Here is a 16,186-nt window from a genome sequence, read left to right as displayed (position 1 = left end):
AATTATTTTTTTATGAATTATTGGTAAATTTTGTTTAATAAGTAGAAATCAGCCAAAACCATTGCTGCCATTGCTTCTACGATTGGAACTGCGCGAGGGAGTACACAAGGATCATGACGTCCTTTACCTTGCAATTCTACTAAATTTCTCTGATTATCTAAAACTTCTTGTTTTTGGATTAATGTGGCAACAGGCTTAAATGCAACTCTAAAGTAAATATCCATTCCATTAGATATTCCTCCTTGTATACCGCCTGATAAATTTGTTTTTGTGGTCCCATCTGCATTGTATAAATCATTGTGTTCGCTACCTTTCATTTGGGAACCACAAAAACCGCTACCATATTCAAATCCTTTAACGGCATTGATTGAAAGCATTGCTTTACCCAAATCGGCATGCAATTTATCAAAAACGGGTTCGCCTAAACCAATTGGAACATTTTGAACAACACAGGTTATTGTTCCGCCTATAGTATCGCCGTCTTTTTTAACTTGTCTAATCAATTCCTCCATTTTTGTTGCGATTTCTGAGTCAGGGCAACGAACAGAATTGGATTCAATATTTAAAAAATCTAAATCTTGATAAGGTTTATTTACATAAATATCTCCAACTGAGGATACAAAAGCGTTGATTTTAATTGTTGGAATAATTTGTTTTGCAATAGCACCAGCAACTACCCTACTTGCTGTTTCACGAGCGGAACTTCTACCGCCTCCACGATAATCACGAATTCCATATTTTTTTTCATAAACATAATCTGCGTGACTTGGACGATAGGTGCTTTTTATATCAGAGTAATCATCTGGTTTTTGATTATTATTTTTGATTAAAAATCCTATTGAAGTTCCAGTAGTTTTACCTTCAAAAATTCCAGATAAAAATTGAACATCATCTTCTTCTTTTCGTTGAGTTACAATTGAAGATTGACCCGGTTTTCTTCTTGACATTTCTGATTTAATCGCATTAAGATCTAATTCAATTCCTGAAGGACAACCCTCAATGATACCGCCTAATGCTTCACCATGTGATTCACCAAAAGTGGTTAATTTAAATAGTTTTCCTATTGTATTACCTGACATATTAATCCGATTTTGAACAAATATAAGTTTTATAATTTGAAACCTAAAATATTAATTTTTAATAAGTAAAGAATTTTTTATACTTTAGCTAATTATAAAATTAGAATAACCAATTATGAAAATTAAATTTCTTTTATCACTTATAGTTTTAACTATCCTTTTATCTTGTTCAACAGATACAATTTCTGATTCTAACTCTAATCAAACAAACTATTTTCCTTTAGCATTAAGAAATTATTGGAAATACAGAGTTTTAACGAATAATGTTACTCAAACTGATTCATTATTTGTTTCGAATGATACCACTATAAACACTAAAGTTTATAAAAAGTTCAAAACAAGAACTACACCTATAGGTTTCTTTTCAAATTCAATGAATAAAAATGCAGCAAGAATTGATGGCGGTAGAATTTTATTAACGGGTTCGATTGGTTTTAATTTTGGCTCTGCTTTACCATTAGATTTATCAATTAATGATTATGTTATTTTCCAAGAGAACGCTACAAACAATCAAGACTTAGGAAGTGTTTCTGGTGTTATCAATCAAACAGTTCAAAATTATCCTTTAACAATAAACTACACATTAAAATCTACCAATATAGAATCATTACCAACTTTTAGTTCAAATGGTCGTGTATATACTGATGTTAAGAAAATTAAAACGGTTTTAAATGCCAAAATTTCTACAACTTTAACTGCTCCAGGAATTCCTTTTCCTGTAGTTGTTAGTATTTTAGATCAACAAGATGTAGTTACTTCCTATCAATATTATTCAAAAACAATTGGTATGGTCTATACAAATACAACAATTAGCTACCGTTTGAACACTTTACCAGGTGGAATTTCTCTTCCTTTACCTTCAACCGGAAGTCAAACACAAGAAGAGTTTTTACAAACTTATGATGTAAGCAATTAATTTTAGCGCATTAACACAATAGCAAATTAAATTAATCGTTATTGAAATATAAATTAATGTTATCACTTATGAAAAAGCTACTTGTTTTCTCGTTGTTTTTATTCGGAATTTATTCATCCTCAGCTCAAGATATTTCTAATCATACTATAGGTTTACGTTTAGGTTCAAACCGAGGGTTTGGAACTGAAATTTCCTATCAAATGAAATTAAAATCTGAGAATAGAGCAGAATTTAATTTGGGCTGGAGAAGCAATAATAATGTTAGTGCAATGAAATTAAACGGATTGTATCAATGGGTTTGGCCATTAGAACAAGGATTTAATTGGTATGCAGGAGTTGGTGGTGGATTAGGGAGTTTTTCCAATAACAATACCAATGGCAATAGTGGTACTTTTGTTTTTGCTGCTGGTGATGTTGGTATTGAATACAACTTTGACTTTCCACTTCAAGCATCAATTGATTTAAGACCAGAAATTGGTGGAAATGGTTATTTTGATAACGGTTTTGGTACTGATTTAGCTTTAAGTATTAGATATAGATTCTAAATACATCTTTCAATTATTTTAGAATATTCTTATATAAATTTTCATATAAAGATACTATATTCTTAATGTCAAACTGCTTTGCAGTAGTTGTTGCATTATTTTTAAATTCCAACAGAGTACTCTCGTTTTCCAGAATTTTAATTGCATTTTGAGACATTTCTTGAGTATTTCCTACATCACTTAAATAGCCAGATATTCCATCAAAATTTACTTCTGGCAATCCACCTGTGTTACTTGAAATCACCGGAACTCCCCAAGCCATTGCCTCTAAGGCAGCAAGTCCAAAACTCTCCGTTTCGGAAGGTAATAAAAACAAATCTGTAAAACTTAATATTTTATCTATTTCATTACTATTTCCAAAAAAGATAACTTTATGTGAAATCCCTAATTTATTACATAAATTTTCAGCAGCTTCTTTTTCGGGTCCGTCACCAACCATCATTAACTTTGATGGGATTTTTTGTTGGATTTTGTAAAAAATATCAATCACATCTGGAATACGTTTAACCTTTCTGAAATTACTAATATGAGTAATTATTTTCTCATTTTCATTAGCCATCACAGATCGATTAGTTGCGATCTTGGATATATTTTTAATTTTATCTAGTTCTATGAAATTTGGAATTACATGAATGTCATTTTTTATATCAAATAAAGAATAAGTTTCTTCTTTTAAATTTTGAGATACTGATGTCACAACATCCGACTTATTGATACTAAAAGTAACAGCAGTTTTGTAAAATGGATGTTTTCCAACAAGTGTAATATCTGTTCCGTGAAGAGTAGTTACCATTGGAATTTTAATTCCTTCAGATTTCAACATTTGCTTAGCCATATATCCTGCATAGGCATGAGGAATAGCATAATGAACATGTAATAAATCAATTTTATGTAGTTTTACCATATCAACTAATTTGCTTGACAAAGCCAATTCATAAGGTTGATAATGGAACAATGGATATTCAGGAACGTTAACTTCATGATAATGAACATTGGCATTTAATAGTTCTAATCGCACAGGCTGACTGTAAGTAATAAAATGAATTTCATGACCACGTCGTGCCAACTCCAATCCCAACTCAGTTGCAACTACGCCACTTCCGCCAAATGTAGGATAACAAACTATAGCTATTTTCATTGTGATAATTTAGTGAAACGAAAGTAACAAAAATTGGATTGTGATTAATTAAACTTTAGTTAAATGTATAATTATTTAACGATGGCCTCATAAATTACCTTTTGAATATCTTCACGAATATTCTCTTTGGATAATTTATTTACGGTACTATCTGGAAATGTTCTATTGGATAAAAAGACATATATAATTTCATTTTCAGGATCAGCCCAAGCTATAGTACCTGTAAAACCAGTATGCCCGAAGCTCGCCATTGGTACACAACCACAAGTTAGTCCAGCTCCAGATAATTGTGGTTTATCAAAACCAAGCCCTCTCCTATTTCCTTCTTTACAAAAATGACACGTATTAAAATCGTCAAATGTTTTAGATGAAAAATAGCTGACATCGCCATAATTTCCATTTTGTAAATACATTTGCATCATCTTAGCAACATCCATCGAATTTGAAAAAATACCGGCATGACCGCCTACTCCACCTTCCATAGCTGCTGCCATATCATGAACATAGCCTTGTATTTGTTGGTGTCTAAAGTAGGAGTCAATTTCTGTTGGTGGAATTTGACTTTTATCAAATTTATTTAATGGATTGTACATTGTGTTATTCATTCCTATTGAATTGTAAAAATTAGAAGCACTTAATTCATCCAATTTTTTTCCAGTCATTCTCTCTAAATATTCCTTCAAAATGATAAAAGTAAAATCACTGTATTTGTATTCTTTTTTCAATGATAACTTACTGTCAACAATCTTTTTCATAATGGTATCGTGGTAATCATTTCTCAAGAAAAGACTATCGGCCACTTTTATAGAAAAAATATCATTGCTCGTTTTGCTATAATATTTTGCTAATGGAATCTTTGAACTGTCTAAAGTTGCTTTATAAAATGGGATCCAAGATTGAAAACCAGCATTGTGAGATAGTAAGTTTTTAAATGGAATTGCTGCTTTATCAGAATTTTTGAATATGGGAAGCATATCGCCCAATTTGGAATCTAAATTTACTTTATTATGATCATACAATTGCATTACATTTGGTAATGTAGAAATGATTTTTGTCAATGAAGCGATATCATAGATATCTGTATTTTCAACTTTTTCTTTATTTTCATAAGTATGATAACCAAATGCTTTTTGATAAATTACTTTTCCTTTTTTGGCTACTAGAATTTGTAATCCTGGAGTCATTTTACTATCAATTGCTTTATTTGCTAGAGCATCAATTTTTGATAAAACTTGAGGGTTCATTCCAACATTCTCAGGAGTTGAAAAACCTAAACGATTTAATTTTTTGGTTGATAATCCAGCATTTACGGCAAAATTTTCACCAATAGAAACCGGTAATTTACCTTTTGCTTCGATTGCTCCAAATAGCAGTTCTGCTGAAACCTCTTGAGAAATATCGCAATTTTGATAAGAAACAACAACCGATTCAATTTCATCAAAATTTACAATTGGTAATAAAGAATAGGGTTTTGTGAAAACATCTAAGATAACATTGTTTTTCTTAGCAATTTCTTGTAACCAAAGTAATTCAGTTTCAGTAAAATCATGTTTTTTCCATGCTTTATCTGATTTATGAAAACCTACAATTACAGTATTAAAATTACTTAGCTTTACATTTAAACTATCAATATTGTCACTTAAAACTTCAGTAATTTCAGTATATTTCTTAAGGGTTGAAACAAATTTACTATTGCTATCATCACCCAATTTTACATACGCAATTTTATTATTTTCTAATGATTTAATAGGTAAAATACTATTTTTATTTTTAAGTACTGTAATTGCATTTTCATACAACTGATACTGTAAAGCATCATTAGAACTAGGATAAATATCACTAATTAAATTATCTGTTGTTATTGATTTGTATTTATAAAGACCAGCAAAATATTTATAACGTAGAATTTTCTTAACAGATCGAGACAATCTATGCTCTGAAATTAATCCGTTCTGATAAGCAATGCTAATTTTCGAAATTGCAGCGGGAACATTTTCAGAAAAAAGTAAAATATCGTTACCTGCTAAAAAGGCTTCTAAGTCAATATCGCCGGGACTTAATGCAACGCCATCTTCTTTTTTATAATTACTAGCCCCTTTCATATTTAATGCATCTGTGAAAACCAAACCTTCAAAACCCAATTGATTTTGCAAAATATTTGTTACCACATTGTAGGAAATTGAAGTTGGGTAATTTATTCTAGGTTCTAAACTTGGAACACTTAAATGAGCCACCATAACAGATGCCAAACCTTCACGGAATAATTTTTTATAAGGATGAAATTCAACGTCATTAATTCTCTCTTTTGAAAAAGATACGTTTGGTAACGACAAGTGTGAATCGGCTTCAGTGTCTCCATGGCCTGGAAAATGTTTTCCAGTAGAAAACACACCTTGGCTTTGAAAACCTTTCATTAATGCCAAGGCACTTTGAGTAACATTTTCTTTGTTTTCTCCAAAGGAACGGAAACCAATAATAGGATTTTTAGGATTGGTGTTTATATCTAAAACTGGAGCGAAATTAAAATGGATTCCTAATCTTTTCGTTTCTTGCCCCATTTTTATACCAACCTTTTCAATCAGTTTGGTATCACGAATTGCACCCAAAGTCATGTTCCATGGATATCGATAAGTAGAATCCAAACGCATGTTTAGTCCCCATTCTGCATCGATACCAATAAACAATGGTAATTTCGATTTAGATTGGTATCTATTGGTTAAATTTGCTTGTCGAATTGGACCTCCTTGAAAGAAAATCAATCCACCGATTTTAGATTCCTTAATTAGTTTATCAATGGAATTTACATGAATTGAATCTTTATTAGAATAAGCTGCAACCATAAAAAGTTGACCAACTTTTTCATCAAATGACATTTGATTATAAACGCTATCAACCCATTTTTCTTCTTTGTCTGACTCTTCAAAGAAAGGATTTTTTGTATGTTTTCTATCAATATGTAGTTCTGATTCAAAATCATTAGCAACTGTATTTTTTGAATTTAATTGTTTGGATGAGGAACAAGAAAAAACAAATACTAGTAAGAATGAAGCTACAATATGACTAAATTGAGGTAATTTCATTTAATTTATTGCTATTAAAAAAAGCGACTGTGCCAACTATCCATCGCTGGAACTTCCCACGATTCATTATATTCTGCAATATTGTTTATAAGATTGTTAAATACAATAGTGTTTTCGGTAACTGCTTTGTCTTTTGCCATTTTTTTGAAATCAATGAGCGTTTTATGAGCAACATGTTCACCTAACTTAAAGGTAACATTCATTTTATCTAATAAATCGACATTGTATTTTTGTTCCAAATCTTGAATAAATCGAACGGAAGCATCTATAGAACAGCCCGTAGCAACTTGAACTTCTTGATTTACCGCAAGAATAATAAAACGATTGTATTTTAATTGATAGGAAGCTTCAAGCCCGGTGCCATGAGCAGCCCAATTTTCGATAAAATTTTTTAAAGCAACGTCAATTTCTTTAATCTCTTCATCAGATAATTTTCTATTGGATTGGTAGATCCAAATTTTAGATTCTTCAGGTAAATTTTCAAATGGAATATACATGATATAATATTATAAGTCTTGAGCGTTTGCAATTAATTCGGCAATATCCATCACTTTAACTTCGCTTTCTTTTTCTTTATTCTTAATTCCGTCAGTCAACATTGTGTTACAAAATGGACAACCTGTTGCAATAATATCTGGATTAGTTGATAAAGCATCCTCAGTTCTTTCAATATTAATTTCTTTATTTCCAGCTTCAGCATCTTTAAACATTTGGGCACCGCCTGCACCGCAACACAATCCATTTGCCTTTGAGCGCTTCATTTCAACTAATTCAGCATCCAATTTATCAATTAAATCTCTAGGAGCTTCATAAATTGAATTTGCTCTTCCTAAATAACAAGGGTCATGATAAGTAATTTTCTTACCATTAAATTGGCCTCCTTCAATGGTCAAGCGACCGTCATTTAATAATGATTTTAAAAACTCAGTATGGTGAATAACTTCGTATTTTCCACCTAATTCAGGATACTCATTTTTTAAAGTATTGAAACAATGTGGGCATGCAGTAACAATTTTTTTTGCCTCGTATGCATTTAGAACTTCAATATTCATCATGGCTTGCATTTGAAACAGAAATTCATTTCCAGCACGTTTAGCAGGATCACCAGAACAACTTTCTTCAGTTCCAAGAACTGCAAAAGAAACGTTGGATTTATTTAAAATCTTAACAAATGCTTTTGTAATTTTCTTAGCTCTATCGTCGAAACTACCTGAACAACCTACCCAAAATAATACTTCTGGTTGTTTTCCTTGTGCAAGCATCTCTGCCATTGTTGGGACTACTAAATTTTCTGACATACTCTAATTATTATTTGTAATAACTTATAAATTATTTATTAAAGATGATGTTCATCATCGAAAACCTGAATTGTAACTTCTTTGTCTACTAAGTCAGTGAATTTTCCTCTGTATCTTGTTGCTTTAACCAAATGATTATCAATCCAGTGATAATTTCCTCCGCGTGGTTTTCCCATTACCATTCCATGGTATTTAAACCCATGTTGCTTTAACCAAGTTTCAGTATATTCTCTATGTTCTTCAGTTCTTGATGTAAAAAAACAAATAACATGACCTTCATCATACCATTTATTTAATGTGATTAATGCGTCAGGGTAAACTTCTGCAGTTAACATTCTCTCTGGTTCTTCATTTGGAATATCATCGCAAATGGTACCATCGATATCAATTAAATAATTTTTTACTCCTTCTGCTAATATTGGGCTTATAGTTTGACCATTTTCCGAGGCTGATACTAAATTCTTGTCTAATTCTTCTAAACTCATTTTTTGTTGTGTTGTTGTTATGTATTTATTCTTCTTTCCAATTTAATCGATCTTGTTGATTGTATTGCCATGGAGCTCCATTGTTTTCAATATTACTCATCATATTATTCAGTGACATAGGTGCAGCGCTTTGTTCCATGACTAAATACCTGCGCATGTCAATAATTATTGATAATGGGTTAATATTCACTGGGCATTCTTCAACGCATGCATTACAAGAGGTACATGCCCAAATTTCTTCTGCAGATATATAATTGTTTAGCAAGGTCACATTATCAGGAATGAAAACTCCTTTATTTTTATCGATATTATTTCCTACTTCTACTAAACGATCTCTAGTATCCATCATGATTTTTCTTGGAGACAATTTTTTACCTGTTTGATTTGCAGGACAAACTGAGGTGCATCTGCCGCATTCAGTACAAGTATAAGCATTCATTAATTGAACCCAATTTAAATCTTGAACATCACTTGCACCAAATTTTGATGGAATTGTATTTTCGTCAACTGGAGCTGCAGCAAATGGGTCGGCGTTTGGATCCATCATCATTTTTACTTCTTTGGTCACGGATTGTAAATTATCAAATTGACCTTCTGGATTTAAATTTGCAAAATAAGTATTTGGAAAAGCCAGTAATATATGGAGGTGTTTAGAAAAATAGAGGTAATTTAAGAATAGCAATATTCCAATAATATGAAGCCACCAAAAAGTTCTTTCTAAAATGAAAACTAGGTTAGTTGATAGTCCATCGAAAAGTGGTAAAAGGAATTGAGAAATTGGGAACGTACCTGCTTTACTATAATGACCGAATCCACCAGGAACATTTTGTAAATGAAGATCGGCAGCATTCATTAATAAAAACAATGACATTAATACAATTTCAAAATACAAAATATAATTTGCATCGCTCTTTGGCCATCCTTTTAAATCATTATGAATAAAACGATTCAACTTAATCACATTTCTTCTGATGTAGAAAATTACTACTGAAACCAATACCAAAATTGCTAAGATTTCAAATGATCCTATAAGAAAATTATACAAACTGCCCAGGCCAGAAAAAACTCTGTGGGTTCCAAAAAGACCGTCAATTATTATTTCAAGTAATTCAATATTAATGATGATAAAACCAACATAAACAATAATATGAAGGAAGCCAGCGATTGGTCTTTTAACCATTTTAGATTGTCCAAGTGCAATCATTGCCATATTTTTCCATCGTAAAGAAGGATTGTCAGAACGATTTACTTCTTGTCCTAATTTTATGTTTCTGATAATTTTTCTAATATTAATGGTAAAAAAACCGAAACCAAAAATTAAAATAATTGCAAATAACAAATTTACTAACCCCATAAAGATTTAGTTTTTAGTGTTTTTAATCGAGTCGTTAGGAGTTTTATAAGGTTTGTTTTTCTTTCCAAATAATGAAACATTTATATATCTGGTAGGATTTAACCTTAAATCTTGTAACAACAATTCCAATTCTTTAGAAGTTTTTTCTAGATTATTGTAGAGTGCATCATCTTTAACAATTTTCCCTAAAGAACCTTTTCCTGATTGAACATCATTCATGATTTTATCAACATTGGAAAGCGTTTTTTCAAGATCGTTAACCACTTTTGTCAGATTGGCTTTTGATAAAGAATCGGATATTTTAGAAAAATCGGTTGAAACTTTATTCAAATTAGTAAACGTTTTATCAATATTACCTTTGTTATTAGATAAAATAGAATTTGCATTATTTACAACTTGATTTAAACCTTCAATTGTTTTACTTAAATTGGATAAGCTATTTTTTAAATTCTCTTTAGATTTTGCATCTAAAACTTCATTTAAATTAGTTAAAAGCAAATCGGCGTTTACAACCATCTTTTCGATTTTTTGTTGCAGAGGAGCTAATTTATCACTTACTAAATCTGTTAATCCTTTTTTAACTGAACTTGTCAATGTATCGCCACTAACGGCTACTGTTTTATCATTAAAATTTGGAATAATTTGAAGTTGTTTACCTGCAATCAATCCTGGTTCGTATAATGCTACAACACTAGATTTAGAAAACGGAAAATCATTTTTAATTTGAAGTTGGACTAAAATTTCTCCATTTGGCTGAAGTTTAATTCCAGCTACTTGACCTACAACAAGTCCATTAATAGTTATAGGAGCTGTTGCAGCTAAACCCTCAACATTATCGTATTTTACAAAAAATGTTTTGTAATTATTTAGTATGTCTTTACCTTTTAAATAACTATAACCCCATATAAATAAGGAAATAGAGGCAATTACTAATATTCCAGCTTTAATTTCTTTAGTGATTTTCAATTTCTGATATTTTGTACAAATTTAAAATAAAACTTTGGTTAATTGAATTATTTAACTGCATCTTTTAATGGAATTGACTTTCCGTTTTTTATTGCAATTATGAAGGCTGAATTATATCCTTTTGACTTAGCTTCTGTTAAAAAATTCTTTGCTTCTTCATAATCAGAAGTTTGACCATAAAAATATTTATTAATTGATCCCGTATCTTCTCTCTCAATATTTTTTAAACCTTTAAAATTACTAGGTTCTAAATCCATTTTTTTAGTACTTGCTGCAATTTGAACTTTAAATAGTATCCCATTTTCATTGATTGATTCTTTCGACTTATCTTTTTTAGTATCTTTTTTTGCTGAATCATCTTCTTTTTTTGTTGGATTTGAAGTGTTAGTTACTGGTTTTTCAACTATTTTTTTTGATGGGCGATTGTCTTCTGAATAACCATCATCATTTCCGAAATATTCTTTTTTATAACTAATTATAGCTTGTGCAATAGCATTTGCAATATCATTTTGACCTTCTTCTGAATCTAAAATGGCACCTTCAACTGGATTTGAAACAAAACCTGTTTCTATCAAAACTCTTGGCATATAGGCTTTATGAAGTACCATGTAAGGAGCTTGCTTCACGCCTCCTCCTCTAATTTTCTTTCCAATTCTAGCAAACTCATCTTCAACTTTAGCAGCAAGTGCAATACTATTGTTAAGATAATCCTCTTGCATTAATGTCAAGCCAATTAAAGTTTCTGGTGAACTTGGATCATATCCATTGTATTTTTGTTTATAATCTTTTTCTAATGTAACCACCTCATTTTCATTTTTTGCGACAGCTAAACTTGAAGCGTTTTTGGTCATACCCATCACGTAAGTTTCAGTTCCATCAGCAGCAGTATTTTTATTTGCATTACAATGAATAGAAACAAAAATATTTGAATCAGCTCTATTGGCAATATTTGCACGCTCAACTAGTCCAATAAATACGTCAGTTTCTCGAGTATAATTAACTTCAAAATTGGGTTGGCTTTCTAATATTTTTCCAACTTTTAAAACAATAGCTAACGAAATATTTTTTTCAATATGACCATTATATACAGCCCCATAATCATGATCACCATGACCTGCATCTAATGTAACTTTAAATTTTTTACTTTGAGAATTACCAGAAATAGAGAAGATAAGCAGTCCAATTATTGATAAGACTTTAATTTTATTTTTAATACTCATAAACATATTAAGTTAATTTTATTATTTCCTTAGGGTTATAAATCTATTATTTGATTATTTTTGACCAAAATTTATGTGTAGTTTTGAAAATTCAAATACTAAACGTTGATTTTACAAAAATAGCATTTAAACCTTTGTATACAAACTTATTTAATATCGTTTTATTAGCATTTTTCCTAACAATAGGATCTACTATATCTTACTCCCAAGATTTGCCAAAAAAACCTATTGAAATAAAGACAAAAGAGAAAATTGAAACTCCTATAAGTAACGTAAAAGATACTAAAATTAGTACGGACACTATCAAAAATGATACTTTAAAGCCAAAAAAAGCATTATTAGAATCTAAAATAAAAAGAACGGCACTGGGTTATGAAAAAATAAACCAGAAAAAAAAACAAATGACATTGTACGACAAAGCAGAGTTGTATTATCAGGATATTGAATTGAAATCGGGGATCATCGTATTGGATTATGAAAAAAATGAAATTTACGCTGGTAGAATAAAAGACTCAACTGGAAAATATACACAACTTCCGGTTTTCAAGCAAGGTGCAAATGTAATTGAACCTGATTCAATTCGATTTAATTTTAAAACCAAAAAAGCCTTAGTATGGAATTCAAGAACTGAGCAGAATGAATTTAAAATTAAAGCTGAAATAACAAAAAGAGAAAATGATTCGGTGTATTTTATGAAAAAAGCACGATTTACTACCTCAAAGGATATAGAAAATCCAGAATTTTATTTTCAAACTAGTAAAGTTAAATTTGTACCAGGAAAAAAATCTGTGATTGGATTAACCCATATGGTAATTGCAAATGTCCCTACTCCTCTTATAATGCCTTTTGCGTTTTTTCCTATGACAGAAACAAGCCAGTCAGGAATAATAATGCCTACCTTTAATGATACCAGACAAAGAGGTTTTGCTTTACAAAACGGAGGGTACTATTTTGCTTTAAGTGATAATTATGATTTGGCTATTTTAGGAGATTATTATACCAATGGAAGTTATGCTTTGAGGGCTGAAACTAGTTACGCCAAACGATATCGATATAATGGTAATTTAAATATTCGTTTTGAAAATTTGATTACAAGTGAACGAGGCTATCCAGATTATTCGAAAAGTAATATTTATAACATTCAATGGTCCCACAATAAAGATCAAAAATCAAATCCAAATTCACGTTTTTCAGCTTCTGTAAATATGGGTAGTAGCACCTATTTCCAGCAATCTATAAATCAGGTAAATAATAATTCACGCTTAAATAATACATTAAGTTCTTCAGTATCCTATTCTAAAACTTTTAATAGTGTACCGCAAGTAAATATGTCGTTAACGGCAACACACTCCCAAAATACCCAAACGCAAATGATAAATATGACATTACCTTCCCTTCAGGTTAATGTAGACCGTATTTTTCCATTTGCGCCAAAAGATGGTGAAAAAAGAGGTATATTTAAAAATATTAACTTTCAATATACGTTAAGAGGTGACAATAGAATCGAAACAAGAGATTCATTATTTTTTAAACCTCAAATGTTTAGAGATGCCAATTCGGGAATCCAACATTCTATACCTTTAAGTACAAATTTCAAATTATTTAAGTATTTCAGCGCTTCCGCCTCCTTAAATTATAATGAAACATGGTACTTTAAAACAATAAATAGACGTTTTGATAACCAGCAAAATAAAGTTGTAGAAACTTTTGTAAATGGTTTTGACGCATTTAGAACCTATAATTTTAGTTCAAGTTTAGGAACTACAATTTATGGTACATTTAATTTTGGAGCAAAAAAACGAATTCAATCAATAAGACATGTTATGAGACCAACAGCCTCATTTAGCTATGCTCCGAGTTTTGAAAAATATTATGATACCTATGCTTCAGATGGAAGTGGAACAATAATTAAAGAATATACTCGCTTTGAAAAAGGCATCTATGGCGCACCAGGAAGTGGAAAATCAAACATTGTAAGTTTCGACTTAAGTAATACTTTTGAAGCAAAAGTTAGAGATAAAGATTCTACCAAGACAGAACCTAAAAAAATAATGTTATTAAATAATTTAAATTTTCATACCGATTATAACGCAACTTCTGATTCGTTGCGTTGGTCTCCATTACGAATTAGTGGTGGGACAACATTATTCAAAGATAAAATGAACATTAACTTTGCAACCACCTTAGATCCCTATGCGATTGATAATTCTGGAAGAAGAATTAACACTTTCAATTACAATAATGGAGGTAGCTTATTTAGAATGACTAGTTCCAATGTGACAATCAATTATTCCCTAGCAAGCACAGATGGTGACGATACTAAAAACAAACAAGGAGAACGAAATGGCGGGCGTTCTGATGATTTATATGGAACCAATACTGATTTTAGCGATCGACGTGAAAGTCAGTTTAATGATCGAGAGGACAATGAAAATAAAGTCTCGGAATTTTTCAAATCAACTATTCCTTGGGATTTAACCATGGCTTATTCCTTAACCTATAGCAATAACAATCGAGAAAATAAAATAATTGGTAACACATTAAGCTTTTCAACAAATATAGAATTGACTCCTAAATGGAGAATTGGCGCCTCATCAGGTTATGATTTTGTTCAAAAGGGTGTCACCTATACCCAACTGCGTTTTGAAAGAGATTTATTGAGTTGGAGAATGGATTTTAACTGGTTACCCTTTGATGACAATGCCTTTTGGGGTTTCTTCATTGGAATAAAATCAAGTGTACTTAGCGATATTAAATGGGAAAAAAGAACAGTTCCGGATAGACAATTACGATAATATGAAAAAAATAATTTTTACAGATAAAGCGCCTGCTTCAATTGGGCCTTATAGTCAAGCAGTATTAGTTGGAAACACCTTATATACTTCTGGTCAAATCGCTTTAGATCCTATTTCTATGGAATTAGTGATGGATACAATTGAACTTGAAACTACACAAGTAATGAATAATATGAAAGCGGTTTTAGAAGCTGCATATATGGATTTTTCCAATGTTGTGAAAAGCACCATATTTATCTCAGATATGAATGATTTTACAAAAATAAATTCTGTTTATGCAAGCTATTTTGAAGAAGCATTTGCACCAGCAAGAGAAACAGTTCAGGTTGCCAAATTACCTAAAAATGTGAACGTTGAAATTTCAATGATAGCAGTTAAGTAGTTTTGACTTTAGAAAATAAAAAATCGAATTTGAAATGAATCAAATTCGATTTTTTTATATCATTAAGTTAGATTAATTTAAAATATGAAAATCAATTAAACCGTCAATCGGTCTTCTTAATACATTACCTATTTTCAAACCGTTGCTTTCTAAAACTTCTTTCAATTCTTCTTTCAAATAAAAAGCAATCGAACCAATAAAATGAATTGGAACTTCTTTACAATTTTCATATTGAGTAATATAATTATCAACGAAAACTTGCATGTCTTTACGAACTAATTTCTGACAATATTCTTCATCTTTGTGAAGAATAAGGAATTTTGCAAAAGTTGCCATGTAAGCATTTGGATTGGGTTGCTTGTACAATTGGTTCTTTATAACATCAGCATCTAAATCGTAGGTTTTTTCAAATTCAGAAGCTAAATTAGTAGGCATTTTACCAAAATAATAATCCCTAATTAATTGTCTTCCAAATTGATTTCCACTACAATCATCCATCGCTATATATCCTAACGATTGTACTTTTTGATGTAAGATTTTACCATCAAAATAACTACAATTTGAACCAGTTCCTAATATACAAACAATTGCTTTTTCATTTTTAGGAGTGGTCGCATAAACTGCTGCATAGGTATCTTCGTGAACTACAACAGTTGCATTTGGAAAGTATTCTTTGAACACTTCGGTCAAGAAATTTTTCATTCTATCTGTTCCGCAACCTGCACCATAAAAGTACAAATGGGTTACATTTTCTTTATTTAAAGAAATATCAAAACGATCATTTACGCGTGTAATAATTTCTTCCTTATTAAGAACCTCTGGATTTAATCCTAATGTTTGGGTGGTAAACAAAATTTTTCCGGTTTCGTCAATTGAAATCCAATCGGCTTTTGTAGAACCGCTATCAACTAATAATTTCATATAAATT

General features: G+C 30.7%; 14 protein-coding genes. 4 read left to right on the top strand and 10 right to left on the bottom strand.

All coding sequences use genetic code 11. The features are described from left to right. Positions 1-17: 17 nt before the first annotated feature. The gene (gene aroC / locus AC9UFV_RS01565) at positions 18-1,079 is read right to left on the bottom strand and encodes a chorismate synthase (protein ID WP_509572081.1); all 1,062 of its coding nucleotides are present in this window, start codon (positions 1,077-1,079) and stop codon (positions 18-20) included. Positions 1,080-1,194: 115 nt separating this feature from the next. Between aroC and AC9UFV_RS01560 the strand changes: the two genes are divergently transcribed. Beyond that, positions 1,195-1,995, top strand: a complete 801-nt coding sequence (locus AC9UFV_RS01560; protein ID WP_509572079.1) for a hypothetical protein — start codon at positions 1,195-1,197, stop codon at positions 1,993-1,995. A 68-nt stretch (positions 1,996-2,063) separates the two neighbouring features. Then, positions 2,064-2,540 carry a hypothetical protein gene (locus AC9UFV_RS01555; RefSeq protein WP_509572077.1) on the top strand — a complete coding sequence of 159 codons (477 nt, stop codon included), beginning with the start codon at positions 2,064-2,066 and terminating at the stop codon, positions 2,538-2,540. 13 nt (positions 2,541-2,553) lie between these two features. Here the strand turns inward: AC9UFV_RS01555 and bshA are convergent, their stop codons facing one another. From bshA to AC9UFV_RS01515, 8 genes are all read right to left on the bottom strand, one after another. Beyond that, complete coding sequence (gene bshA, locus AC9UFV_RS01550; RefSeq protein ID WP_509572075.1) at positions 2,554-3,678, bottom strand: N-acetyl-alpha-D-glucosaminyl L-malate synthase BshA; 1,125 nt, start codon at positions 3,676-3,678, stop codon at positions 2,554-2,556. A gap of 71 nt (positions 3,679-3,749) precedes the next feature. After that, the gene (locus tag AC9UFV_RS01545; protein ID WP_509572073.1) at positions 3,750-6,758 is read right to left on the bottom strand and encodes a serine hydrolase domain-containing protein; all 3,009 of its coding nucleotides are present in this window, start codon (positions 6,756-6,758) and stop codon (positions 3,750-3,752) included. Positions 6,759-6,772: 14 nt separating this feature from the next. Beyond that, positions 6,773-7,255 (bottom strand): ABC transporter ATPase, encoded by a 483-nt coding sequence (locus tag AC9UFV_RS01540; protein ID WP_509572071.1) that lies wholly within the window; start codon positions 7,253-7,255, stop codon positions 6,773-6,775. A gap of 9 nt (positions 7,256-7,264) precedes the next feature. After that, positions 7,265-8,056 (bottom strand): (Fe-S)-binding protein, encoded by a 792-nt coding sequence (locus AC9UFV_RS01535; RefSeq protein ID WP_509572069.1) that lies wholly within the window; start codon positions 8,054-8,056, stop codon positions 7,265-7,267. A 38-nt stretch (positions 8,057-8,094) separates the two neighbouring features. After that, positions 8,095-8,541: an LNS2 domain-containing protein gene (locus tag AC9UFV_RS01530; RefSeq protein ID WP_509572067.1), complete on the bottom strand. Its 447-nt coding sequence runs from the start codon at positions 8,539-8,541 to the stop codon at positions 8,095-8,097. Positions 8,542-8,566: 25 nt separating this feature from the next. Continuing rightward, positions 8,567-9,895, bottom strand: coding sequence for a 4Fe-4S dicluster domain-containing protein (locus AC9UFV_RS01525; RefSeq protein WP_509572065.1), 1,329 nt, complete (start codon positions 9,893-9,895; stop codon positions 8,567-8,569). A 6-nt stretch (positions 9,896-9,901) separates the two neighbouring features. Further along, positions 9,902-10,861 (bottom strand): MlaD family protein, encoded by a 960-nt coding sequence (locus tag AC9UFV_RS01520; protein WP_509572063.1) that lies wholly within the window; start codon positions 10,859-10,861, stop codon positions 9,902-9,904. Positions 10,862-10,908: 47 nt separating this feature from the next. After that, positions 10,909-12,081, bottom strand: coding sequence for an N-acetylmuramoyl-L-alanine amidase family protein (locus tag AC9UFV_RS01515; RefSeq protein ID WP_509572061.1), 1,173 nt, complete (start codon positions 12,079-12,081; stop codon positions 10,909-10,911). An 83-nt stretch (positions 12,082-12,164) separates the two neighbouring features. Here AC9UFV_RS01515 and AC9UFV_RS01510 point away from each other — a divergent pair, with 83 nt between their 5' ends. Beyond that, positions 12,165-14,876 carry a putative LPS assembly protein LptD gene (locus tag AC9UFV_RS01510; RefSeq protein ID WP_509572059.1) on the top strand — a complete coding sequence of 904 codons (2,712 nt, stop codon included), beginning with the start codon at positions 12,165-12,167 and terminating at the stop codon, positions 14,874-14,876. A 1-nt stretch (position 14,877) separates the two neighbouring features. Continuing rightward, positions 14,878-15,258, top strand: coding sequence for a RidA family protein (locus tag AC9UFV_RS01505; protein WP_509572057.1), 381 nt, complete (start codon positions 14,878-14,880; stop codon positions 15,256-15,258). Positions 15,259-15,330: 72 nt separating this feature from the next. Here the strand turns inward: AC9UFV_RS01505 and AC9UFV_RS01500 are convergent, their stop codons facing one another. Then, positions 15,331-16,179, bottom strand: a complete 849-nt coding sequence (locus AC9UFV_RS01500; protein WP_509572055.1) for a BadF/BadG/BcrA/BcrD ATPase family protein — start codon at positions 16,177-16,179, stop codon at positions 15,331-15,333. Between the last annotated feature and the right edge of the window lie 7 nt (positions 16,180-16,186).

Origin of the sequence: Flavobacterium sp., from assembly GCF_044349645.1 — a bacterium.
GTDB lineage: Bacteria > Bacteroidota > Bacteroidia > Flavobacteriales > Flavobacteriaceae > Flavobacterium.
This window is presented reverse-complemented; position numbering and strand designations above follow the sequence as displayed.

Bases quoted from the DNA above. Each gene is read 5' to 3' on its own strand.
- aroC (WP_509572081.1), bottom strand. From the start codon at position 1,079: ATGTCAGGTAATACAATAGGAAAACTATTTAAATTAACCACTTTTGGT.
- AC9UFV_RS01560 (WP_509572079.1), top strand. From the start codon at position 1,195: ATGAAAATTAAATTTCTTTTATCACTTATAGTTTTAACTATCCTTTTA.
- AC9UFV_RS01555 (WP_509572077.1), top strand. From the start codon at position 2,064: ATGAAAAAGCTACTTGTTTTCTCGTTGTTTTTATTCGGAATTTATTCA.
- bshA (WP_509572075.1), bottom strand. From the start codon at position 3,678: ATGAAAATAGCTATAGTTTGTTATCCTACATTTGGCGGAAGTGGCGTA.
- AC9UFV_RS01545 (WP_509572073.1), bottom strand. From the start codon at position 6,758: ATGAAATTACCTCAATTTAGTCATATTGTAGCTTCATTCTTACTAGTA.
- AC9UFV_RS01540 (WP_509572071.1), bottom strand. From the start codon at position 7,255: ATGTATATTCCATTTGAAAATTTACCTGAAGAATCTAAAATTTGGATC.
- AC9UFV_RS01535 (WP_509572069.1), bottom strand. From the start codon at position 8,056: ATGTCAGAAAATTTAGTAGTCCCAACAATGGCAGAGATGCTTGCACAA.
- AC9UFV_RS01530 (WP_509572067.1), bottom strand. From the start codon at position 8,541: ATGAGTTTAGAAGAATTAGACAAGAATTTAGTATCAGCCTCGGAAAAT.
- AC9UFV_RS01525 (WP_509572065.1), bottom strand. From the start codon at position 9,895: ATGGGGTTAGTAAATTTGTTATTTGCAATTATTTTAATTTTTGGTTTC.
- AC9UFV_RS01515 (WP_509572061.1), bottom strand. From the start codon at position 12,081: ATGAGTATTAAAAATAAAATTAAAGTCTTATCAATAATTGGACTGCTT.
- AC9UFV_RS01505 (WP_509572057.1), top strand. From the start codon at position 14,878: ATGAAAAAAATAATTTTTACAGATAAAGCGCCTGCTTCAATTGGGCCT.
- AC9UFV_RS01500 (WP_509572055.1), bottom strand. From the start codon at position 16,179: ATGAAATTATTAGTTGATAGCGGTTCTACAAAAGCCGATTGGATTTCA.